Raw genomic sequence first — 16,817 nt, 5'->3', positions numbered from 1 at the left:
AGGGTCCAGCTCGACGCCGTCTCAGTCCGCGAGCGATCGAAGAGAAGAATTGTGTGAGGATGCGTGGGGTCCTCGCTCAAAACAATGCCGACCCGACTGGTCATCCTCGAGACCAGCGGGGGACTTCAATGGCATCGAGGATGCCGGGGACGTTCCGGGACGCGGTGACGAGGCTCCTGAATGACGAGACGGAGAGCAGATGAGTTTCGCCGACGACGTACGGGCCACGTTCCGCCGAGGCGACACCGCCGAAGTTGAGCGGATGGCGGAGGCCGAGATCGAACGAGCCCGTGCGGCTGGGGACCTCGGCCGCGAGGTCGAACCGCTGTACGCGATGTCCCGGGTGGCGTTGCGCGGAGGCGATCTCGCCCGCTCCCGGCAGCTGGCGGTCCAGGCACTGGACGCGGCAATTCGGTCCGGTGACCGGCGGCTGGAGGAACGGCCGCGGCATGTGCTGGCTGCGGTTACCCGGATGTCCGGCGACTACGCCAACGCCCGCGACCTCTATCTGGCCAGCATCGCGCTCAACGAGGAACTCGGGCAGCCGGAGCAGGTGCACTCCGAGTACCACAATCTCGCGTTCACCGAGCTGTACCTGGGCAACCTGGGTCGGGCGCGGGAGCTGTTCTTGCAAGGCCGAGAGCGGGTGTTCCGGGAGGGCTACCGCTCGTTCGTGCCGTACCTGGGAGTCGCGGCTGCGGCGCTGGCGTCGGCCGAGCGCGACCACCTCCAGGCGGCCCGGATGATCGGGTTCACCGACACCGCGTACGCCGAGCTGGGTCAGGTTCCCGACCCGGACGACGCCGAAGAACTGGCCAAGGCGCGCGCCGCCGCCCTCGCCTCGCTGGGCGAGGACCGCTACGCCCCGGAGTACGCCGTCGGTGCCAAGCTGAGCGACACCGCGGCGTTCGGGCTCACGTGGCGTGCGTGAACCGGCTTGGACGACCCGGGCGTGCCGCGAGGATTGTAGAGCTGGTACACCCCCAGTGAAATTTCTCTTTACGTCAACGAGGTCAGGAACGCCTCGGCACGGCGCGCAAACAGGTGCGCTGCGCGCCGCTCGGACAGGCTTCGGGCGCGCTCGGCGGCAGTCAGGAGGGCCGAGAGCGCCGCGTCACGAGCCTGCAGCAGGCGCGCGCATCTCGGCAAGCAGACCGTGCCACAGAGCGACGCAGGACCGTGGCTGATCGACCAGGTTCGCGTTGATGATCTGTTCGGCCTCGTCCGCCGCGGCGAGCGGGTCCGCGCCGGTCAGGGCGATCTCCCGATGGCTGGCCACGGCGGCCTGGATGGCGCCCCGGGCGTCGGATCGGGGGATCGTCGTCGACCCCGACTTCTCTTTCGTGTTCCTCGGCACCTATCAGCGGTTGGCCCGAACCTGGTGAATGTGCGGAGAGCGTCGGTGAGGCCGAGGATCTTCTGAATCAGCCGGCATGGGTGAAGTTGACGGCGTCTGCACGGGCTCGCTGCCGCAGTTCATTGCCAGGTAACAGCCGCTCGCTAGCTTCTTCGGCATGACTGAACATGCGACGCGCGAAAGCTGGTCGAAGCTGCGGATGACGGTTGGTGCCGGGGTCGTGGCGGCGGTGACCGGGACGGCGCTGCTGGCGGGCACGCCGGCGCAGGCGACGCCGCCGGGACCGGGTGTTAGCGGCAGGATCCTCTCGCAGTACACGGTCGCAGGGACGGACTACATCCTGCGGGAGATCACCGTTCCGGCGGGTCAGTCGACCGGGTGGCACTGGCACCAGGGCGTACTGTACGGCTGGGTCAAGCAAGGCACGCTGAGCCACTTCGACTCGGCGTGTGAGTCCGATGGGGTCTACCCGCGCGGCAGCTTCATTCAGGAGCCCAAGGGCGCCGACCACGTCCACATCGGGATCAACCGTGGCCGGGTCCCGGTGGTGCTGGAGGTGTTGTACGTCCTGCCGGCCGGAGCACCGCTGTCGGTGGATGCACCCAACCCGGGATGTTCGTTCCAGTAAACGTTCGTGTCTCCGGCGGCATCCGGTACGCCGCACATCGGGTGAGGCCGGCCTCTTCTACAGGTCAGGAATGATGAATTACTTTGGCGAGCTGACGGATGTCGTGCAGCTGCTGCGCCGCAACGCAGACGAATACCCGGACCGCCCCGCCATCCGCGTAAGCGGGCAGGGCATGCTCACCTGGTCCGAGGTGGACGTTCGGGCTCGGATGGTGGGCGGGCTGCTCGGCCGCACGATCGTTCCGGGCGATCGCGTCGTGCTGTCGTTCGACACCGACGTGGATTTCCTGTCCGCGCTGTTCGGTTGCTGGTACGCCGGTGCGGTCGCCGTGCCGGTACCGCCCGGCCGGGCCGGCGAGCGGGCCGCGCATCACGCGGGCGCCTCGATGGTCCTCACCACCGAGGACGTCGGCATCGCGGTCGCCAACAAGCTGGCGGTGACTCCGGACCGCGCCAATCACCACCTCGCCCTCATCCAGTACACCTCAGGTTCGACCGGTGCTCCCAAGGGTGTCCAGGTAACGCACCGCAACTACATGCAGAACCTGCGGATGCTCGATGAGTTCTACCGATCGATCGCACCGCATGTCACCGACCTGCACATGGTCTGCTGGCTGCCGCACTTTCACGACATGGGCTTTGCGCTGCTGATGTATACGGTGTTGCGCGCCGGCACAGCCACGCTGATCTCGCCGATGAGCTTCCTCAAGGACCCGTCCGTGTGGCTGCGGACGATCGGCGAGGTCGGCGGCAACCTGTCGGCGGCTCCGAACTTCGCGTTCGACCTTTGCATCCGCAGAGTCCCGGCCGAGATCTTGAACCTCACCTCGATGGGCGTGATCCTCAACGCCGCCGAGCCGGTACGACCCGACACTGTGGAAAGGTTCGCGGAGCACTTCGAGCCTGCTGGCTTCCGGGCGGAGATGATGGCGCCCTGCTACGGACTCGCCGAGGCCACGGTGTTCGCCAGCGGCGTTCGATACGACGGCCGCCCACGTATGGTCCGCTTTCATCGTGGCGCTCTGCAGACCGGCTTCGCCGTCGAGGAGGCCGGCACCGGACGGCCGTTGGTCAGTTGCGGGCGCCCGGCCGACGGGTTGGTGGCGAGGATCGTCAACCCGTCAACCCGCGTCGAATGCGGGCCCGGCGAGCTGGGTGAGATCTGGCTGCACGGGCCGAACCTCGCCGAGGGGTACTGGCGCGACGACACCAGCCCGGCTGTCTTCGCGGCACAGATGTCCGGCTTCGACGACACGCCGTACCTGCGTACGGGGGATCGGGGCTTCCATTGGCGGGGGGAGTTGTTCGTCACCGGCCGGCTCGCCGACCTCATCGAGGCCGACGGCTGGCTGCTGCAGCCGGAGGACATCGAGCACACCGTTGAGCGCAGCACTCAGCTGCTCCACGGCCGGCGCTGCGCGATCGTCCCGTACGGGCCGAAGTCCGATCGGCTGGCGCTCCTCGCCGAGGTCCGGGTGCCTCTCCCGCTCGACGGGCAGCAACGGGCGGAGCTCGAATCCGCGATCCGCGAAGCGGTCACGATCGAGCACGACATCACCATCGCCGAGATCCGGCTGGTGCCGACCGGCACGATCCCGGTGACCACCAGCGGCAAGGTTCAGCGCGTGAAGGCCCGCGACCTGGTCGCCGCCATCGACACGGAGGAACCGGTCCGGTGAATCCCGTCCTCGATCCCGCCGCTATGACGGGTCCCGCCGGAGGCGCGGGGCCCGCTGGCGTCACGGCGACCGAGGACGAGCTGGCGGCTTGGGCGGCGCCGGGCACGTGACGGAACCGGCGTTGGCGCCCGACGACATCCCCGTGATGCGGAGCTGCCGGCCACCGCGATCGGCAAGATCTTCCGACCGGCGTTTGCGCGCCGATGCTTGGGCAGACCGCGACGCACGCGGATGGGGTCTACCTCATCGTCGGCCTCGGTCATAGGTCAGGGCGCAGGACTGCCGGCCGCCACGTTACGAGGAGACCTATCCCAAAGGGCGGCCCGATCCCTGTCAACGGTCCACCGGCGCCGCCCGGCCCGGCGACAATACCCCTGGATGCGCCGGTACGCGATGACCCAGCCTGGCCTGACTGAGACCGAGGTGACGACGGCGGTCCAGTTCGCCGACTACTGGCGGCGCCGGGCGCAGTTAGGCCGCCTGGGCACGGCCGTCCTTGGCGAGAGTCTCGATGTCCGCTCGGCGATGCCTTGGTCACCGCGCGAACGCCAGTGCAGGCGGGCGTCCACAGTTTCGCCTTCGGGCGCGAGCGGGCCGTAACGCTGCGGGCGGGCATTCCGGGGGGCGAGCCTGGCGGAACGCGCCATCGCACCTGCGGTGCGCTGCTGTGGTTCCCTCGGCCGGCGCTTTCCCGGCGCCGCGGTGGGTTCTCGGGCTTCGCAGCCGCGCGTACGGGCTCCAACAAGGGCAACGCTCCCGGTACAACCCGATCGATCGTCAGATCACCGTGCGTCGCCGAACGTCCGGTGGCTTATTCAGTTCCGCGCGGCGGACAATCGGGGAGGACTCATCGTGAGAAGGAGTCCTCCCCGTGTTGGCTGAGGTAAGGGTCAGCCCGCGTTGGCGTCGGCGGATTCTGCAGGCGCGGTGACCCCGTGGTCATACTGCGGAACGTCAAGTGCCGGCATCCACGGCTGGCGGCTCCAGGTGTAGATCTCTGCCTGCGGTGCGAACCATTCGCTGAGCTGATCGAGGGTGCCTTCCTGGACGAAGACGCCACCGGGGAAGTCGGCCAGTTCGTTCGTGAACACCCGGGAACCGCACGCGACACAGAAGACGCGGGTGAGGCCGTTGCCCGCGCACGTCTCAGAGTTCTTCGGGTAGTAGAAGCCCTTGGTCTCGCCGCTGAACACGGTGAAGTCCGAACTGGCCACGAGGCCGAAGGTGGCCATCTCCCCGCCAGAGGCCCGCTTGCAGTCCGTGCAGTGGCAGTTCGCGACGAAGGTAGGTGGGTTATCGAATCCGTACGTCACAGAACCGCAGGCACAACGACCGCTGTACTTCTTGTCCATTCCTGCTCCATCAAGTGAGACTGCCGCCTGATCGGGTCGGCCAAATGTCCGTGGTGTCGATATCGACCGCCGCAGCGATGCTAATCAGAGTGAGTTGACGATCACTGAACATCGGTGGATCGGCGTCGCTCGACGGATCGGGCTCCGGTGAGGGCTCGTGCTGGCTCAGGCACTGGAGGAGCCCGTCCGCCGGTCGACGCGCCTCACCCGGCCTGTTGGGCAGTAAGGCCACAATGTCGCACGCCCGCACCGGATCGGTGAGGGCGCGCGACGAGGATGGGTTATCACGGGGGTGATGCTCGATGGGTCTGGTCGGGCCTGGTCAGAGCGGTCCGCACGTCATTGTGCCCGTCACCAACGGGATGAGCGCGTCGAGAAAGCCATCGGGCTCCTCGATGTGGCCGAAGTGGCCGCTCTTCTCGAGGGTCACCAGGCGAGAGCCTCGGATACCTTCGTGCAGCATGGTCGCCCACACCGGACCGCAGATGAAGTCATGCCGGCCTGTGATGACGACGGTCGGCGCGACGATCTGTGCGAGGTCACTGCGATAGTCGATGTTCTTCGACCCGAAATGGAGGTGCCGCGATCGGACGGCTTCCCGTAGTGGCTCGAATTCGGCGCGCCGGCCCCAGAAATCGGCGAAGTAGACGGGCAGGCAGCGCCGCAGGACGGCTGTCTCCGCCTCATCGGTCTCGACGTCGTCCCATTCCCCGAGGGCCTTCCCGATTTCGGCAATTTCTGGGATGTCCGCGTTGCGGTCCAGGTACGCCGCGGCCTCGACCTCCTCGGCCTCCCAGAATTCGGGCGTGGTGGTCGGGCTCGTGCTGTACAGAGCTAGTCCCGCGGTCCGCCGCGGGTGCAGGATCGCGAAGCGCAGAGCGACGAAACCGCCGTGCGAGTGACCGAGCAGATGCACTCGCGACACTCCGAGATGCTCGACCAGGGCGTGCACAAAGGCGGTGTAGGTGTCGACGTAGGTCGCGTCCGAGGGGAGCGGACCTGAGGCGCCCGTCCCCGCCGGCTCCAGGTAGACCATCGTGAAGTGCTCTTCGAGCCCCTGCGAGCGCAGATAGGCGTACTCGACGCCAGGTCCGCCGGAATGGGCGATCATCACTGGGCCGCGGCCCGCGACGTGATAGACGAGCCGGGTTCCGCCGGCGGTGAAGGCGTGGGCACCGGTGCTGAGGTTATCCATCTGTTCTGAGTTCACCGCTCGAAAGCTAGGCCGCTGCTGTTGACGACGAATGGACGGCGACGCGGGTGTACCGCAGGCACCCCCGGTCCGGCTTGGACGGAATCCGGCTGTCCACGGGCGGATCCGGGTCATCAGCTCAGTTCCCGCTTCAAGGGCTTGCCAGTGGCCGTCAGCGGAAGGTGGTCGACGAACGAGACGATCCGCGGATACTTGTACGCGGCCAGCTGATCCCGGCTCCACCGAATGACCTCGTCCTCGGTAACGCAGGCGCCCGGCTTACGTACGATCACAGCCTTGACCTCTTCGCCGTGGCTGGGATGCGGCACGCCGATCACCGCGGCCAGCGCGACGCCTTCGTGGGTCATGAGCACGTCCTCGACCTCCCGGGGATAGACGTTGTAACCGCCTCGGATGATTACGTCCTTAGCCCGGTCGATGATGTAGTACCAGCCATCGGCCTCCCGGCGCCCCAGGTCACCGGTGTGCAGCCAACCGTCGCGCAGCACCTCGGCGGTCTCGTCCGGCCGGTTGTGGTAGCCGATCATGACGTTGTGGCCGCGTACCGCGATCTCACCGATCTCATCGGCGCCTTCGATGGTCTTCCCGTCCGGGCGAACGAGCTTGACGTCGGCGCCCCAGATCGGCACGCCGACCGATCCCGGCCGGACCGGGGAGTCCGATCGGCTGAACGTGACGGTCGGCGAGGTTTCGGTGAGCCCGTAGCCCTCGTGGATGGGGATGCTCACGTGCCGTGCGAACGCCTCGTTGATCGGCACAGGGAGGGCAGCGCCGGCCGAGACCGCGCACCGTAGTTGCCGGTCGGCCGGCAGTAGGCCTATCTCGTTGAGCAGCCTCCAATAGACGGTCGGCACACCGGCGAGGAAGGTGACTCGCTCGCTCTCGATGAGCTGCCACGCCGTCCGGGGGTCGAACCGAGGCATGAGCACGAGCGTCGAGGCGGTGGCAAAGCCGGCATGCATGTTCACCGTAGCGGCGAACACATGCGAGAGGGGGAGCATCACCAGGTGGGTGTCGAGCAGCATGGGGCTGTTCAGGAGCCGGTTGGCGGTGATCGCGTGCAACAGCAGGTTCGCGTGGGTCAGCACCGCGCCCTTGGCCTGCCCGCTGGTGCCGCTGGTGTAGAGGATCGCCGCCGGATCGTCGGCCGCGCGCTGCACTGCCTGACGCCGCTGGAGAACGACTGCACCGCGAGCGGCAGTTCTCGTTCAGTCGATTGCGCAACGATTGGCGCCGTTCGCGCGGCGTCTCGTGCCGGTGACGTCACGGAAGCTCGATGACCTGGGCCGCGTACGCCAGGCCGGCGCCGAAGCCGACCAGCAGCGCGGGACCGCTGACGTCGGGCAAGGCGGCCATCGCCTGAGGGATGGAGGCGGCGCCGGTGTTGCCGTTGGTGGTGATATCGGTGGCGAGATGGACCTGAGGGCTCAGCTGCAGGGCCTTCGCCGCGGCCAAGGTGATGCGTAGGTTGGCCTGATGGGGAATGAACGCAGCGAGATCGCCCGCGCTGAGACCCGCCGCGTCAAGTGCGCGCCGAGCCACCTCCGGAATGACTGATGTCGCCCACCGGAAGACCTCGGGCCCGGCCATGCGGAGGATGCCTGTCTCGTCGAACCTCAGTGCCTCGTGTCGGGCGCCGTCCGCGCCCCACACCACGGGACCTATACCGCATCTCGCTGCCGGGCCAACCACCACGGCGCCAGCCCCGTCGCCGAAGAGGAACGCCGTGCTGCGGTCGTGCTCGTCGATAATGTCGGTCATGCGTTCGGCGCCGACCAGGACGACGTGATCGGCCGCGCCACCACGAACGAGTGTGTCGGCGGTCGCCAGGGCGTAAGGGAAACCGGCACATGCCGCGCCCAGATCCAGGGCCCCGGCCTTGCTGGCGCCCAAGGCATCGGCCACCAAGGGCGCCACGGTCGTCGCACGGCCGCGATGAGACATCGTTGCGACGAGGACGGCTGAGACGTTGCCGGGGTCGATACCGGCGTCGGCGAGGGCCTTGGCGGCAGCCGCCGTGGCCATAGTGGCCAGGTTCTCATCGATGGCGGCGTGACGGCGGGACTCGATACCACTGCGGCGGCGGATCCAATCGTCGCTCGAGTCGATCAGCGCGGCGACCGCCTCGTTACTCACCTCGGTACGAGGACGGTACGAGGCGACACTGAGGATCCGCGAGCCGGGGTGGCCGTTGCGGCTTTGCAGAGAAATAGACATCGCCGGACCACTGAAGCAGGGCGGACTGAGCGGATGCTGAAGCGTTCGTCCAATAGTAGTTCACAGTCGTACGGCTTAACGTCTGCAACGCGACCCAGCGAGTGTCGGCGACCGACGGGATCAACGGTCGGCGGGAAGCGACGTGGTCCTGGGAGCGTCGGAGGGACAATGGCCGTAGCCGATCTGAGCGACGCGACGGCTTGTCGGTCGAATCGCATGGCTCGGTAGTGCGTGTGGTTGCGCGAGCGCCGCCCACGCGCGTGCGACGCGCTGCGGGCATCACCGTCATGGCTACAGCGAATCAAGTCTTCTTTCACACGCGCTGGCTAGTCTCCTCCGGCAAGACGGGCATAGGCCGCGGATCCGGGGGAAGATCTTGACGACTACACTTAATCACGACGTATCCACGCTCGGGAGTCGCCATCGGGCTTGGACGCTGGCGGTCGTTTCGATCGCGACGTTCATGCTGATGCTCGATCTGACAGTCGTCTACGTGGCGATGCCGAACATGCAGGCGACGTACTCCTCGTCATTCTCTGCGTTGCAGTGGGTGCTGGATGCCTACTCGATCGGCCTCGCGGTCTTCCTGCTGACCGCGGGATCCCTCGCAGACCGCCTCGGCCGCAAGCGGGTGTTCCTGGTCGGCTTGCTCATCTTCGTACTGGCCTCGATGGTCTGCGGTCTGGCTACCGATGTCGTGATGCTCTCGGTCGCCCGCGCCGTGCAGGGCATCGGCGGCGCCGTGCTTTACGCCATCGGGCCGGCCCTGATCGGACACGAATACCGGGGTCGGGAGCGGGCGACCGCCTTCGGAGTGTTCGGGGCGGTGACTGGTCTGGCCATCGCGCTCGGTCCGTTGATCGGAGGTGCGCTGACAGCGTGGGACTGGCGCTTCATCTTCCTCATCAACGTGCCGGCCGGGCTTGTCGCACTGGTTGTGGCACAGCTGAGGCTGCGTGAGTCTCGAAAAGCCGACGCGCGACGGCTTGACTGGGCCGGGTTGGTCATCTTCTGCCTGGCGCTGTCGTTGCTGGCCTTTGCCGTACTGCGCGGTGAGGACGAGGGCTGGGAGAGCGCGCTGATTACCGGTGCCTTCATCGGTTTCGGAGTATTGCTGGCGCTCTTTGTCGTCGTGGAACGACGGGCTGGCGAGCGGGCGATGCTCGATCTGCGGCTGTTCCGCAACCGCACGTTCGTCGGCATGAGTGTGGCGACCGCGCTGTGCGCTGGCTCGTTCATGTTCGCGATCTTTATCTTCACCTCCTATCTGCAGAACATCCTGCGGCTGTCGGCCTGGGAGGATGGGGTACGGATGCTGCCGCTGACCGTCAGCCTCTTCGTTAGCGCAGCGGCGTCGGGTGCCTTGGCATCAAGGGCGCCGGCCCGTCTGGTCGCGGCTGGGGCGCTCGTCGCGATCACCGCAGGGCTCTTGCTGGCCACGGCCGTAGCCAACGGAAGCGCGTGGACGGCCCTGCTGCCGGCCTTCGTCATCGGTGGCCTCGGAATGGGACTATTCACCGGTCGTCGGTCAGCCATGGCGATCGCCGTCGTAGATCCGTCCCGGGCGGGCATGGCGTCCGGCATCAATGTCACCTTTCAGCAGATCGGAACCGCGATCGGCATCGCCGGTCTGGGGGCGATCTTTCAGCACAGGGCGAGCCATCAGTTCCTGGAGTCGTCCGCTGGTCGCGAGCTCGGTGGGCGGGCCGCGGCATCGGTGGCCGCCGACGGCGGCGCCGGGCTACAGGCCTCGATTCGTCAGCCCATTCTGGCCGCGCAAGCCCTGCGCGCGGCGCAGGAGGCATATCTGACAGCTTTCGACGTGGTGATGGTCGCCGCCGCGGCCATCGCTCTGGTGGGCGCGGTGGTGGCGGTTCTTCTGATCCGTACCCGGGACCTGCATGAGAGCGCTACGGAGGTCCCTGTGCTCCCGGCGGACTGAAGTTCGAGTTCATCCCGGCCGACAGGCCACCGAGGTCGAAGTTCGATAAGTACGTCACGAAGATTGCGAGCGTTATGACTGCGGTTTCGATCAGACTCGTCGGCGATCCAGTTCTGCGGCGACCGGCCAGCCCGGTGGAAGTTTACGACGCCGAGTTACGGAAGTTGGTGCGCGACCTGCGTGACACGCTTCAGAAGGCGGGTGGTGCGGGTTTGGCCGCGCCGCAGATCGGTGTGGGGCTCCGGGTCTTTGTGATCAGCCCCGCGCTCGGCGCCGGCAAGGTGGACCACGTGGTCAACCCGATGCTGTCGTTTCCGGACGAGACGGAGCAGGACGGCCCGGAGGGTTGTCTCTCCCTTCCTGGCATCTACCTCGACACGAAGCGCCGGATGAACGTGGTGGCAACCGGCCATACGGTCAAAGGCGACCCGGTCCAGATCGTGGGCGAGGGCCTGCTGGCGCGCTGTATACAGCACGAGACCGATCACTTGGATGGAGTGCTGTTCACAGACCGGCGGGACGTCGAACGCCAGCGGCGGCTGGTAGCGGCCGTACGAGACGCCGTTTGGAGCGACAACCGCGATGTCGTCGTCAAGACGAGCCCTCATTGACATCCTCGGTTCCGGGTTTTCCGGACTCGCATAAGAGGCCTTTGACCAGCAACGCACACGCGATCAGCGCTAGCGGAGCGGCCGCGCCCGGTGAGTTCCGTACGTGATCGGCTCGTGGCACCAGCTTCGCCTGCACCCTGATCAGCCCGCCGATGGTGACCGCGGGACGCTGCGTCGAACGACAGCGCCCGCATCCGTGGGCAATGTGGACCAGGAGGACACGGCGGTGCGGATTCCCGTCGCGGCCGTGCCCCGGGTCGCTAGTCGAAGCAGTGTTCCGGCCGGTCCACTGCCTCATCCGGTGCTCACCAACCCCGCGATCAGCAAGCGGCTGGCCGTTACAGAACTCACCGTAGCGGCGGAAGGCTAGGCCCAAGGCTGCCAACCGAGGCCCTCAGTCGGGCGGTCTGGCTAGCGTACGTATCGCTCGTAGCTACGCCGGAACAGTCGAGAATCTGTTCAGTCCGAATCGGCCTTTCGCACCTTTGTGTTCCAGTCGGGTATGAGAGAAACGGAACCTCGATGTCGAGGACCGTCGCGCGGATCGCACTCGGCAGAACGCCTACATGCTGCGGCGGGTCATCATCGCGGCGGGGCACGACACCGGATGGCATTGGCATCACGGCACCGTTATGGATGGGTCAGGCAGGGTGTACCGAGTCACGACAGCTGGGACGGCGTGCATCCCCCGCGACTACCCGCGCGGAACCTTCATCAAGGAGCCGGCCGGCTTCGGCCGCGTTCGTATCGGCATCACTCGCGGGGACGGTACCGGTCGTGCTGGAGGCGCTCTACATCCTGCCAGCGGGGGTGGCGCTGTCGGTTGCGGGCGGCGCGGAAGGCCGCGGCTACCAGGCGCCGACTCTGTCAGCGACTGACCCGGCAGCTCCCACTAGGAGGCAAGCAGGAGGTGGACGGAGGAGACCGCGCTCGCGCCCTCGCCGACGGCCGTGGCGACCCGCTTGATCGAACTTGCACGGACATCGCCGACCGCGAAGACCCGGGCAGCACTGGTCTGAAACGGCAACGGCGCCTTGTGGGTACCGGCGGGAAGACGGCTGTCGGTTAGGACGAAGCCGTTGCCGTCCTTGGCGAGGCCCCTCATCCAAGCCGCCACAGGGTCGGCGCCGATGAAACAGAACAGGCCCCGGCAGTCCAGCTGGTCGAGCTCGTCGTTCCCCTGCAAGACGACCGAGGCCAGGGCGCTGTCGCCCTGCAGCTCGCGTAGAACGCTCCGGGTCCGGACGCGGATCCGCGGGTGGGCATGGATACGCTCGGCCAGGTACGCCGACATTTTCGCCCCGAGGTCGGCAGAGCGCACTACCAGGTGCACCGTGCAACCACGGGCGGCGAGGGTGAGCGCCGCCTGGCCGGCCGAATTGGCGCCGCCCACCACAGCCACCGACTGGGACTCGTAGTCGCGGACGTCGAGGTCGGCCGCGGCGTACCGAATGCATCCGCACTGCTCGAACTCCTCCCAGCGCGGGATGTCGAGGCGTCGGTAGCGCGCACCGGTGGCCGCGATGACTGCCGCGGTCTGGATCTGCGACCCGTCGCTGAGTATCACGACGGGTCGCTTTTCGTCGGAGAGGTCAAGGCTGGTGACCTCGCACGGTGAATAGATCTGGACGCCGAACTTGAGGGCCTGCAGCATCGCCAGGCGGGTCAGCTGCTCGCCGCTGACCCCGTGGGGGAATCCGAGGTAGTTCTCGATCCGCGCGCTCTTGGCGGCCTGACCGCCGAGACCGGTGCCGTCCAGGAGAACGGTGGCGAGGCCCTCAGAGGCGCCGTAGACCGCCGCCGCCAGCCCGGCCGGTCCGGCGCCGACGACGACAAGGTCGGGTTGGTGCGTCGCAACGTGATAGGTCAACCCCTGTGACTCCGCGACCGTTCCCGGGCTGGCACGGCGTAACACTCGGCCGTTGGTCACCGCGACGGGCAGATCTCCCTCACCGACTCCAAAGGTCCGCATCAGCGCCTGCCCGGACAACGAGACTGCTTCGAGCCAGGTGTGGGGGAGGACCGGCATCCGCGACCCCATCAACCCGCCCGCCACCAACCTTCTCCCCGTCCGTCAAAACGGGGGACGCTACTTCAACACCGACGACCGCGACTTCGTCACCGCCTACAGCCGTTAGCCTTGCACGAACTCGTAGGTGTAGAACACCAGGCCGTCACCGATCTTTCGCGTGTTGACCAGGTGCAGCGGCTTCTTGTCACTGGTCTCGTCGAACATACGCAGGCCGGTTCCCAGCACGACCGGGAAAACTACCAGCCGCAGTTCATCGGCCAGGTTCTGTTCTATCAGTATGCGCACGAGCTGATAGCTGCCGTAGACCAGGATTTCCCCGTCCACTTTCCGCTTCAGCTCCGAAATCTCCTTTACCACATCGCCGTTGAGGACCGTGGCGTCGCTCCACTGAGGATCTTCGAGAGTCGACGACACGACGTACTTGGGGATGCCTTTCACTCTGTCCGCCCACTCGGGGCTTACGCGGACATCCGCGCCATCGCGCGATAGCATCCGGGACACGAACCACTCACTGCTCCGCCCGCCCAGCAGTAGCGCCTCGGCCCCCAGCGCTTCCTCCGTCTCTCGGGCGACCCAGTCTTCGAGGTCTTTGCCCCCCACGAACTGGTGGAACCAGCCGCCCCGCTCGAAGCCCTCCTCGCCGTCCGGGTCTTGGACCACTCCATCGAGTGTGACATTTGAGCTGATGACGATCTTTCCCATTCCGTGCTCCTCTGACAATGTTGTCGGCTATCACTGTTCGAGACGGCGCGCCGTCGATGCAGTCATGGCGTCGCTCACGAGCCGGCGGCTTCCATCACGGGGCCGACCTCGACCCCGCCGCCGACCCGCAGCACCGGGCAGTCCTTGGCCAGCGCCAGCGCAGAGTCCATGTCCTCGGCGGACACCACCGAATGGCCGATCATCCGGGAGCCGCTGCCGCCGACCTCGCCGAGCGAGGCGTAATCGGTCACCGCGTGGCCGACGTCCACCAGGGCCGAGCCCAGCCCGCCGAACCAGGCCTGCCACTCGGCCGGCGTCCCGGCGTTGGGCCTGTAGTTGGAGGGCACACGGAAGGAGAAAACGTAGTTGGCCATCTGCGGTCCTGTTCTGTATCCGGGGCGCGCCCCGGACTGGGACCGCCTCTAACCGGGTAGACGCCGGCACGGCCGTGAATCGGGCGCGCAGACACCGCCCAATTTGCCGAACCGGCGGCGTCTTTATCGTTGAGCGAGGCGAACGCGCCTGCGGAAAGAAGAAGAGCGAGGATGCATGCCGATGGAGATGGACACGACGGACCTGATCGATCGGGCTCGGGCCGGTGACCACAACGCGTTCCGCGACCTGGTCCAGGGCCACTCCCACGAGTTGCAGGTGCACTGCTACCGCATCCTCGGGTCGCTGCAGGACGCCGAGGACGCACTCCAGGAGACCCTCGTGTCCGCCTGGCGTAGCCTCGGCGAGTTCGGCCAGCGGTCCTCGCTGCGGACCTGGCTCTACAAGATTGCGACCAATCGGTGCCTGGACATGTTGCGCGCCGACAGCCGACGCCCGCGCATCGCCCCCCCGCTGCCCGAGGCCGCCCTGCCCGAACCCGCCGGCGCCGGCGACGCTCCGCCGTGGCTGGAACCATATCCGGACGTGCTGCTCGACCATCTCGTCGACCAACGCCCTGGACCGGAGGCCCGCTACGAGAGCGCCGAGGCCATCTCGCTGGCCTTCATCACCGCCCTGCAGTTGATGCCCCCACGCCAACGCGCCGCGCTCGTCCTCCGCGACGTCCTGGGCTACCACGCCGCCGAAGTCGCCCAGATGCTCGACGCCACCCAGGAAGCCGTAAACAGCGCCCTCAAACGCGCCCGCGCCACCGTCGACAACCACCTCGCCGACCCCAGCGGCACCGGCAGCCGCAGGCCTGTACGCCAACCCGACACCGCCGCCGAACACCGGCTCGTCGCCCGGCTCACTGACGCCCTGGAACGCGCCGACCTGGACGCCCTGATCGAACTGCTCGCCACCGACGTGAGACTCTCCATGCCCCCGGCCATGCTGGAATACCGCGGCATCGAGTCAGCCCAGCGCCTCTTCGCCGCCGTCGTCTTCCGCCCCGGCCGCACCTACCGCGTGGTACCCACCCGCGCTAACGGCCAGCCAGCCTTCGGCGTCTACGTGGCAGACCCCCACGCCAGTGTCTACCGCGCCTACACGCTCCTGGTCATCACCGCCGACGACCACATCACCACCATCACCGGCTTCAGCAACACCAACGTCATGGCGCGCTTCGGACTACCCCGAACCCTTCCCGAAACAGATTGACAGACTTCTGGCGCCACCCTGTTGTCCCGCGCCGGGAGGCAGAACTCGGATCGTTGCCTCAGGCTTCTTCGACGAGGTTCCGGCGCGGGACGCCGTGGCCTCGCCGTCACACCGGCGAGCCGCGAACAGGTGCGGGCGGCCATCATCCCGTTCGATTGGCGGGAACAGCGCTAGCGCGGAACAAGACGATCGTCGGCAGCGAGGCCATGGCCAGGACGGCGATCAGCACGCTCTGCAGCGACTGGACGAACCGTCGCTCATGCGCGAAGCGGCACATAGCCTCTACCCGCATGGTCCCGGCTGAGACGACATCGCGGCAGGGCTCCGCCGCCAGGCCGATGCGCTGGAAAGCCAGTCATAACGGCAGAGCATGTAGGCGCGGTCGTCAAGCACGCCCGCGACCGCGCCTACAGAGCCTGCTGTTAGGGCAGCGCGTACATCCCCGCCCTGATGGGTAGCTGTGTTGATAGGGCAGCGCGGCGTTGGGTAATGGTTCGTGTTGACCCCGACACACACCAAACCCCAACACTCCAGGTCAAGCTCAGTTTCGAGGCGTTGACCTCTGCGCGGACTTGAACCCCAACGGGCTTGTGCTCGGTCGCATTCTCCGAGATCCTTGTTCTTACGTGTCCGATCGATCACCTCGCATGCCTCACATAAGATACGAGCATGCTGGGCTCAGAGGTCGCGCTGCGGGTCAAATGGACGGAAGCTTCGATGACAGGTACGGCTCATGCGCTTCCGTGCCGGACAGCCCTCCCCGACGGACGTCCTCCGTCGCCCCTGCGGCGTCGCTCGGTGCTTCAATGACCGCGACATCGAGCTCAGCGGTGCCGACCGACGAAGAGCGCGCCATCGGCGACGAGATCGATGAACTCCTCGGCTGACCGCGGCCTGCCGAGGAGTTCGTCGACGGTGGCGAGCCGGGACTCACCGGGGCCCTCCGCCTCCCCGATCAACCTCCACCGGGATCGGTCAACGCACCGTTGTTGATCCCGGATAGTCGTCAGGCCTGCTCAGCCGCAGTTGCCCCAGGTGGACCGGCTGGAGCCCTCCCACGAGGTGAAGTACAGGATATCGCCGCTGTACATCACGCATTTGTCCACGGCGGAGCGTTGGATCGTCTCGTAGTACTTGAAGTTCCCGGACCGCTCGACCCAGGAACCGCCTTCCACCCGGATTCCGGCTTTCATCCCGGTCGCCGAGCCGATCTCCACCTGCTTGATGGTGGCGACACAGTTGTACCCGGTGGCGCTGTTGTACATCAGGTAGACGTCGCCCACCTTGGTGCCGTCCGACGCGTTGATCGACCGGTGGCCATCAGTGGTGTTGGCCCACGTGCCACCGAAATCGTTGTTGCATGCCAGCGCCGCGGAGTACGGGTTCGTCGCCGCGTGTGCCGGCGAAGCGAGCGCCACCACCGCAACGGTCGCGGTGGCCATCGAGATGGCCAGTCGTCGCGCTAATTTGCGCACACAGTCCTCCAAATATG

At 66.9% G+C, this 16,817-nt stretch carries 15 protein-coding genes; 6 read left to right on the top strand and 9 right to left on the bottom strand.

All coding sequences use genetic code 11. The features are described 5' to 3' along the window. Positions 1-199 precede the first annotated feature (199 nt). A complete protein-coding gene (locus tag Raf01_RS43355) occupies positions 200-931 on the top strand; it encodes a tetratricopeptide repeat protein (RefSeq protein ID WP_203923985.1) in 732 nt (243 codons plus the stop codon). A gap of 183 nt (positions 932-1,114) precedes the next feature. Here Raf01_RS43355 and Raf01_RS43350 read toward each other — a convergent pair whose 3' ends face one another. Beyond that, complete coding sequence (locus Raf01_RS43350; protein ID WP_203923984.1) at positions 1,115-1,357, bottom strand: hypothetical protein; 243 nt, start codon at positions 1,355-1,357, stop codon at positions 1,115-1,117. Positions 1,358-1,514: 157 nt separating this feature from the next. Between Raf01_RS43350 and Raf01_RS43345 the strand changes: the two genes are divergently transcribed. Together Raf01_RS43345 and Raf01_RS43340 are read left to right on the top strand one after the other, a co-directional pair. After that, the gene (locus tag Raf01_RS43345; protein ID WP_239134431.1) at positions 1,515-1,985 is read left to right on the top strand and encodes a cupin domain-containing protein; all 471 of its coding nucleotides are present in this window, start codon (positions 1,515-1,517) and stop codon (positions 1,983-1,985) included. A gap of 70 nt (positions 1,986-2,055) precedes the next feature. Beyond that, positions 2,056-3,663: a fatty acyl-AMP ligase gene (locus tag Raf01_RS43340; protein ID WP_203923983.1), complete on the top strand. Its 1,608-nt coding sequence runs from the start codon at positions 2,056-2,058 to the stop codon at positions 3,661-3,663. Between the two features lie 890 nt (positions 3,664-4,553). Here Raf01_RS43340 and Raf01_RS43335 read toward each other — a convergent pair. The 4 genes from Raf01_RS43335 to Raf01_RS43320 all read right to left on the bottom strand — a co-directional run bounded on the left by Raf01_RS43335 (position 4,554) and on the right by Raf01_RS43320 (position 8,445). After that, positions 4,554-5,015, bottom strand: a complete 462-nt coding sequence (locus Raf01_RS43335; RefSeq protein ID WP_203923982.1) for a GFA family protein — start codon at positions 5,013-5,015, stop codon at positions 4,554-4,556. A 322-nt stretch (positions 5,016-5,337) separates the two neighbouring features. Continuing rightward, positions 5,338-6,225, bottom strand: a complete 888-nt coding sequence (locus Raf01_RS43330; protein ID WP_239134430.1) for an alpha/beta fold hydrolase — start codon at positions 6,223-6,225, stop codon at positions 5,338-5,340. A gap of 116 nt (positions 6,226-6,341) precedes the next feature. After that, complete coding sequence (locus Raf01_RS43325) at positions 6,342-7,388, bottom strand: AMP-binding protein (RefSeq protein ID WP_203923981.1); 1,047 nt, start codon at positions 7,386-7,388, stop codon at positions 6,342-6,344. 103 nt (positions 7,389-7,491) lie between these two features. Further along, positions 7,492-8,445: a beta-ketoacyl-ACP synthase 3 gene (locus Raf01_RS43320; protein ID WP_203923980.1), complete on the bottom strand. Its 954-nt coding sequence runs from the start codon at positions 8,443-8,445 to the stop codon at positions 7,492-7,494. A gap of 376 nt (positions 8,446-8,821) precedes the next feature. On the opposite strand from Raf01_RS43320, the gene Raf01_RS43315 reads away from it, so the two are divergent. Together Raf01_RS43315 and def are read left to right on the top strand one after the other, a co-directional pair. Continuing rightward, positions 8,822-10,387, top strand: coding sequence for an MFS transporter (locus Raf01_RS43315; protein WP_275413188.1), 1,566 nt, complete (start codon positions 8,822-8,824; stop codon positions 10,385-10,387). A gap of 74 nt (positions 10,388-10,461) precedes the next feature. After that, a complete protein-coding gene (gene def / locus Raf01_RS43310) occupies positions 10,462-10,998 on the top strand; it encodes a peptide deformylase (RefSeq protein WP_203923978.1) in 537 nt (178 codons plus the stop codon). 892 nt (positions 10,999-11,890) lie between these two features. Here the strand turns inward: def and Raf01_RS43305 are convergent. The 3 genes from Raf01_RS43305 to Raf01_RS43295 all read right to left on the bottom strand — a co-directional run bounded on the left by Raf01_RS43305 (position 11,891) and on the right by Raf01_RS43295 (position 14,106). Then, on the bottom strand, positions 11,891-13,027 hold the full coding sequence (locus Raf01_RS43305) for an NAD(P)/FAD-dependent oxidoreductase (protein WP_203923977.1): 1,137 nt from the start codon (positions 13,025-13,027) through the stop codon (positions 11,891-11,893). A 105-nt stretch (positions 13,028-13,132) separates the two neighbouring features. Beyond that, a complete protein-coding gene (locus Raf01_RS43300) occupies positions 13,133-13,732 on the bottom strand; it encodes a dihydrofolate reductase family protein (protein WP_203923976.1) in 600 nt (199 codons plus the stop codon). 74 nt (positions 13,733-13,806) lie between these two features. Continuing rightward, on the bottom strand, positions 13,807-14,106 hold the full coding sequence (locus tag Raf01_RS43295) for a hypothetical protein (protein WP_203923975.1): 300 nt from the start codon (positions 14,104-14,106) through the stop codon (positions 13,807-13,809). A 181-nt stretch (positions 14,107-14,287) separates the two neighbouring features. Between Raf01_RS43295 and Raf01_RS43290 the strand changes: the two genes are divergently transcribed. Beyond that, on the top strand, positions 14,288-15,325 hold the full coding sequence (locus Raf01_RS43290) for an RNA polymerase subunit sigma-70 (RefSeq protein WP_239134428.1): 1,038 nt from the start codon (positions 14,288-14,290) through the stop codon (positions 15,323-15,325). A 1,016-nt stretch (positions 15,326-16,341) separates the two neighbouring features. Here Raf01_RS43290 and Raf01_RS43285 read toward each other — a convergent pair. After that, positions 16,342-16,800 (bottom strand): hypothetical protein, encoded by a 459-nt coding sequence (locus Raf01_RS43285; protein ID WP_203923973.1) that lies wholly within the window; start codon positions 16,798-16,800, stop codon positions 16,342-16,344. Positions 16,801-16,817: the final 17 nt, after the last annotated feature.

The sequence above is a fragment of the Rugosimonospora africana genome (assembly GCF_016862975.1).
Taxonomy (GTDB): domain Bacteria; phylum Actinomycetota; class Actinomycetes; order Mycobacteriales; family Micromonosporaceae; genus Rugosimonospora; species Rugosimonospora africana.
The sequence above is the reverse complement of the archived record's forward strand: the minus strand, read 5'-3'. Positions and strand labels throughout refer to the sequence as shown.

What these genes read in the sequence shown, in the direction of transcription:
- Raf01_RS43295 (WP_203923975.1), bottom strand. Translation starts at nt 14,106, where the DNA reads ATGGCCAACTACGTTTTCTCCTTCCGTGTGCCCTCCAACTACAGGCCC.
- Raf01_RS43340 (WP_203923983.1), top strand. Translation starts at nt 2,056, where the DNA reads ATGATGAATTACTTTGGCGAGCTGACGGATGTCGTGCAGCTGCTGCGC.
- Raf01_RS43345 (WP_239134431.1), top strand. Translation starts at nt 1,515, where the DNA reads ATGACTGAACATGCGACGCGCGAAAGCTGGTCGAAGCTGCGGATGACG.
- Raf01_RS43335 (WP_203923982.1), bottom strand. Translation starts at nt 5,015, where the DNA reads ATGGACAAGAAGTACAGCGGTCGTTGTGCCTGCGGTTCTGTGACGTAC.
- def (WP_203923978.1), top strand. Translation starts at nt 10,462, where the DNA reads ATGACTGCGGTTTCGATCAGACTCGTCGGCGATCCAGTTCTGCGGCGA.
- Raf01_RS43355 (WP_203923985.1), top strand. Translation starts at nt 200, where the DNA reads ATGAGTTTCGCCGACGACGTACGGGCCACGTTCCGCCGAGGCGACACC.
- Raf01_RS43320 (WP_203923980.1), bottom strand. Translation starts at nt 8,445, where the DNA reads ATGTCTATTTCTCTGCAAAGCCGCAACGGCCACCCCGGCTCGCGGATC.
- Raf01_RS43300 (WP_203923976.1), bottom strand. Translation starts at nt 13,732, where the DNA reads ATGGGAAAGATCGTCATCAGCTCAAATGTCACACTCGATGGAGTGGTC.
- Raf01_RS43305 (WP_203923977.1), bottom strand. Translation starts at nt 13,027, where the DNA reads ATGCCGGTCCTCCCCCACACCTGGCTCGAAGCAGTCTCGTTGTCCGGG.
- Raf01_RS43290 (WP_239134428.1), top strand. Translation starts at nt 14,288, where the DNA reads ATGGAGATGGACACGACGGACCTGATCGATCGGGCTCGGGCCGGTGAC.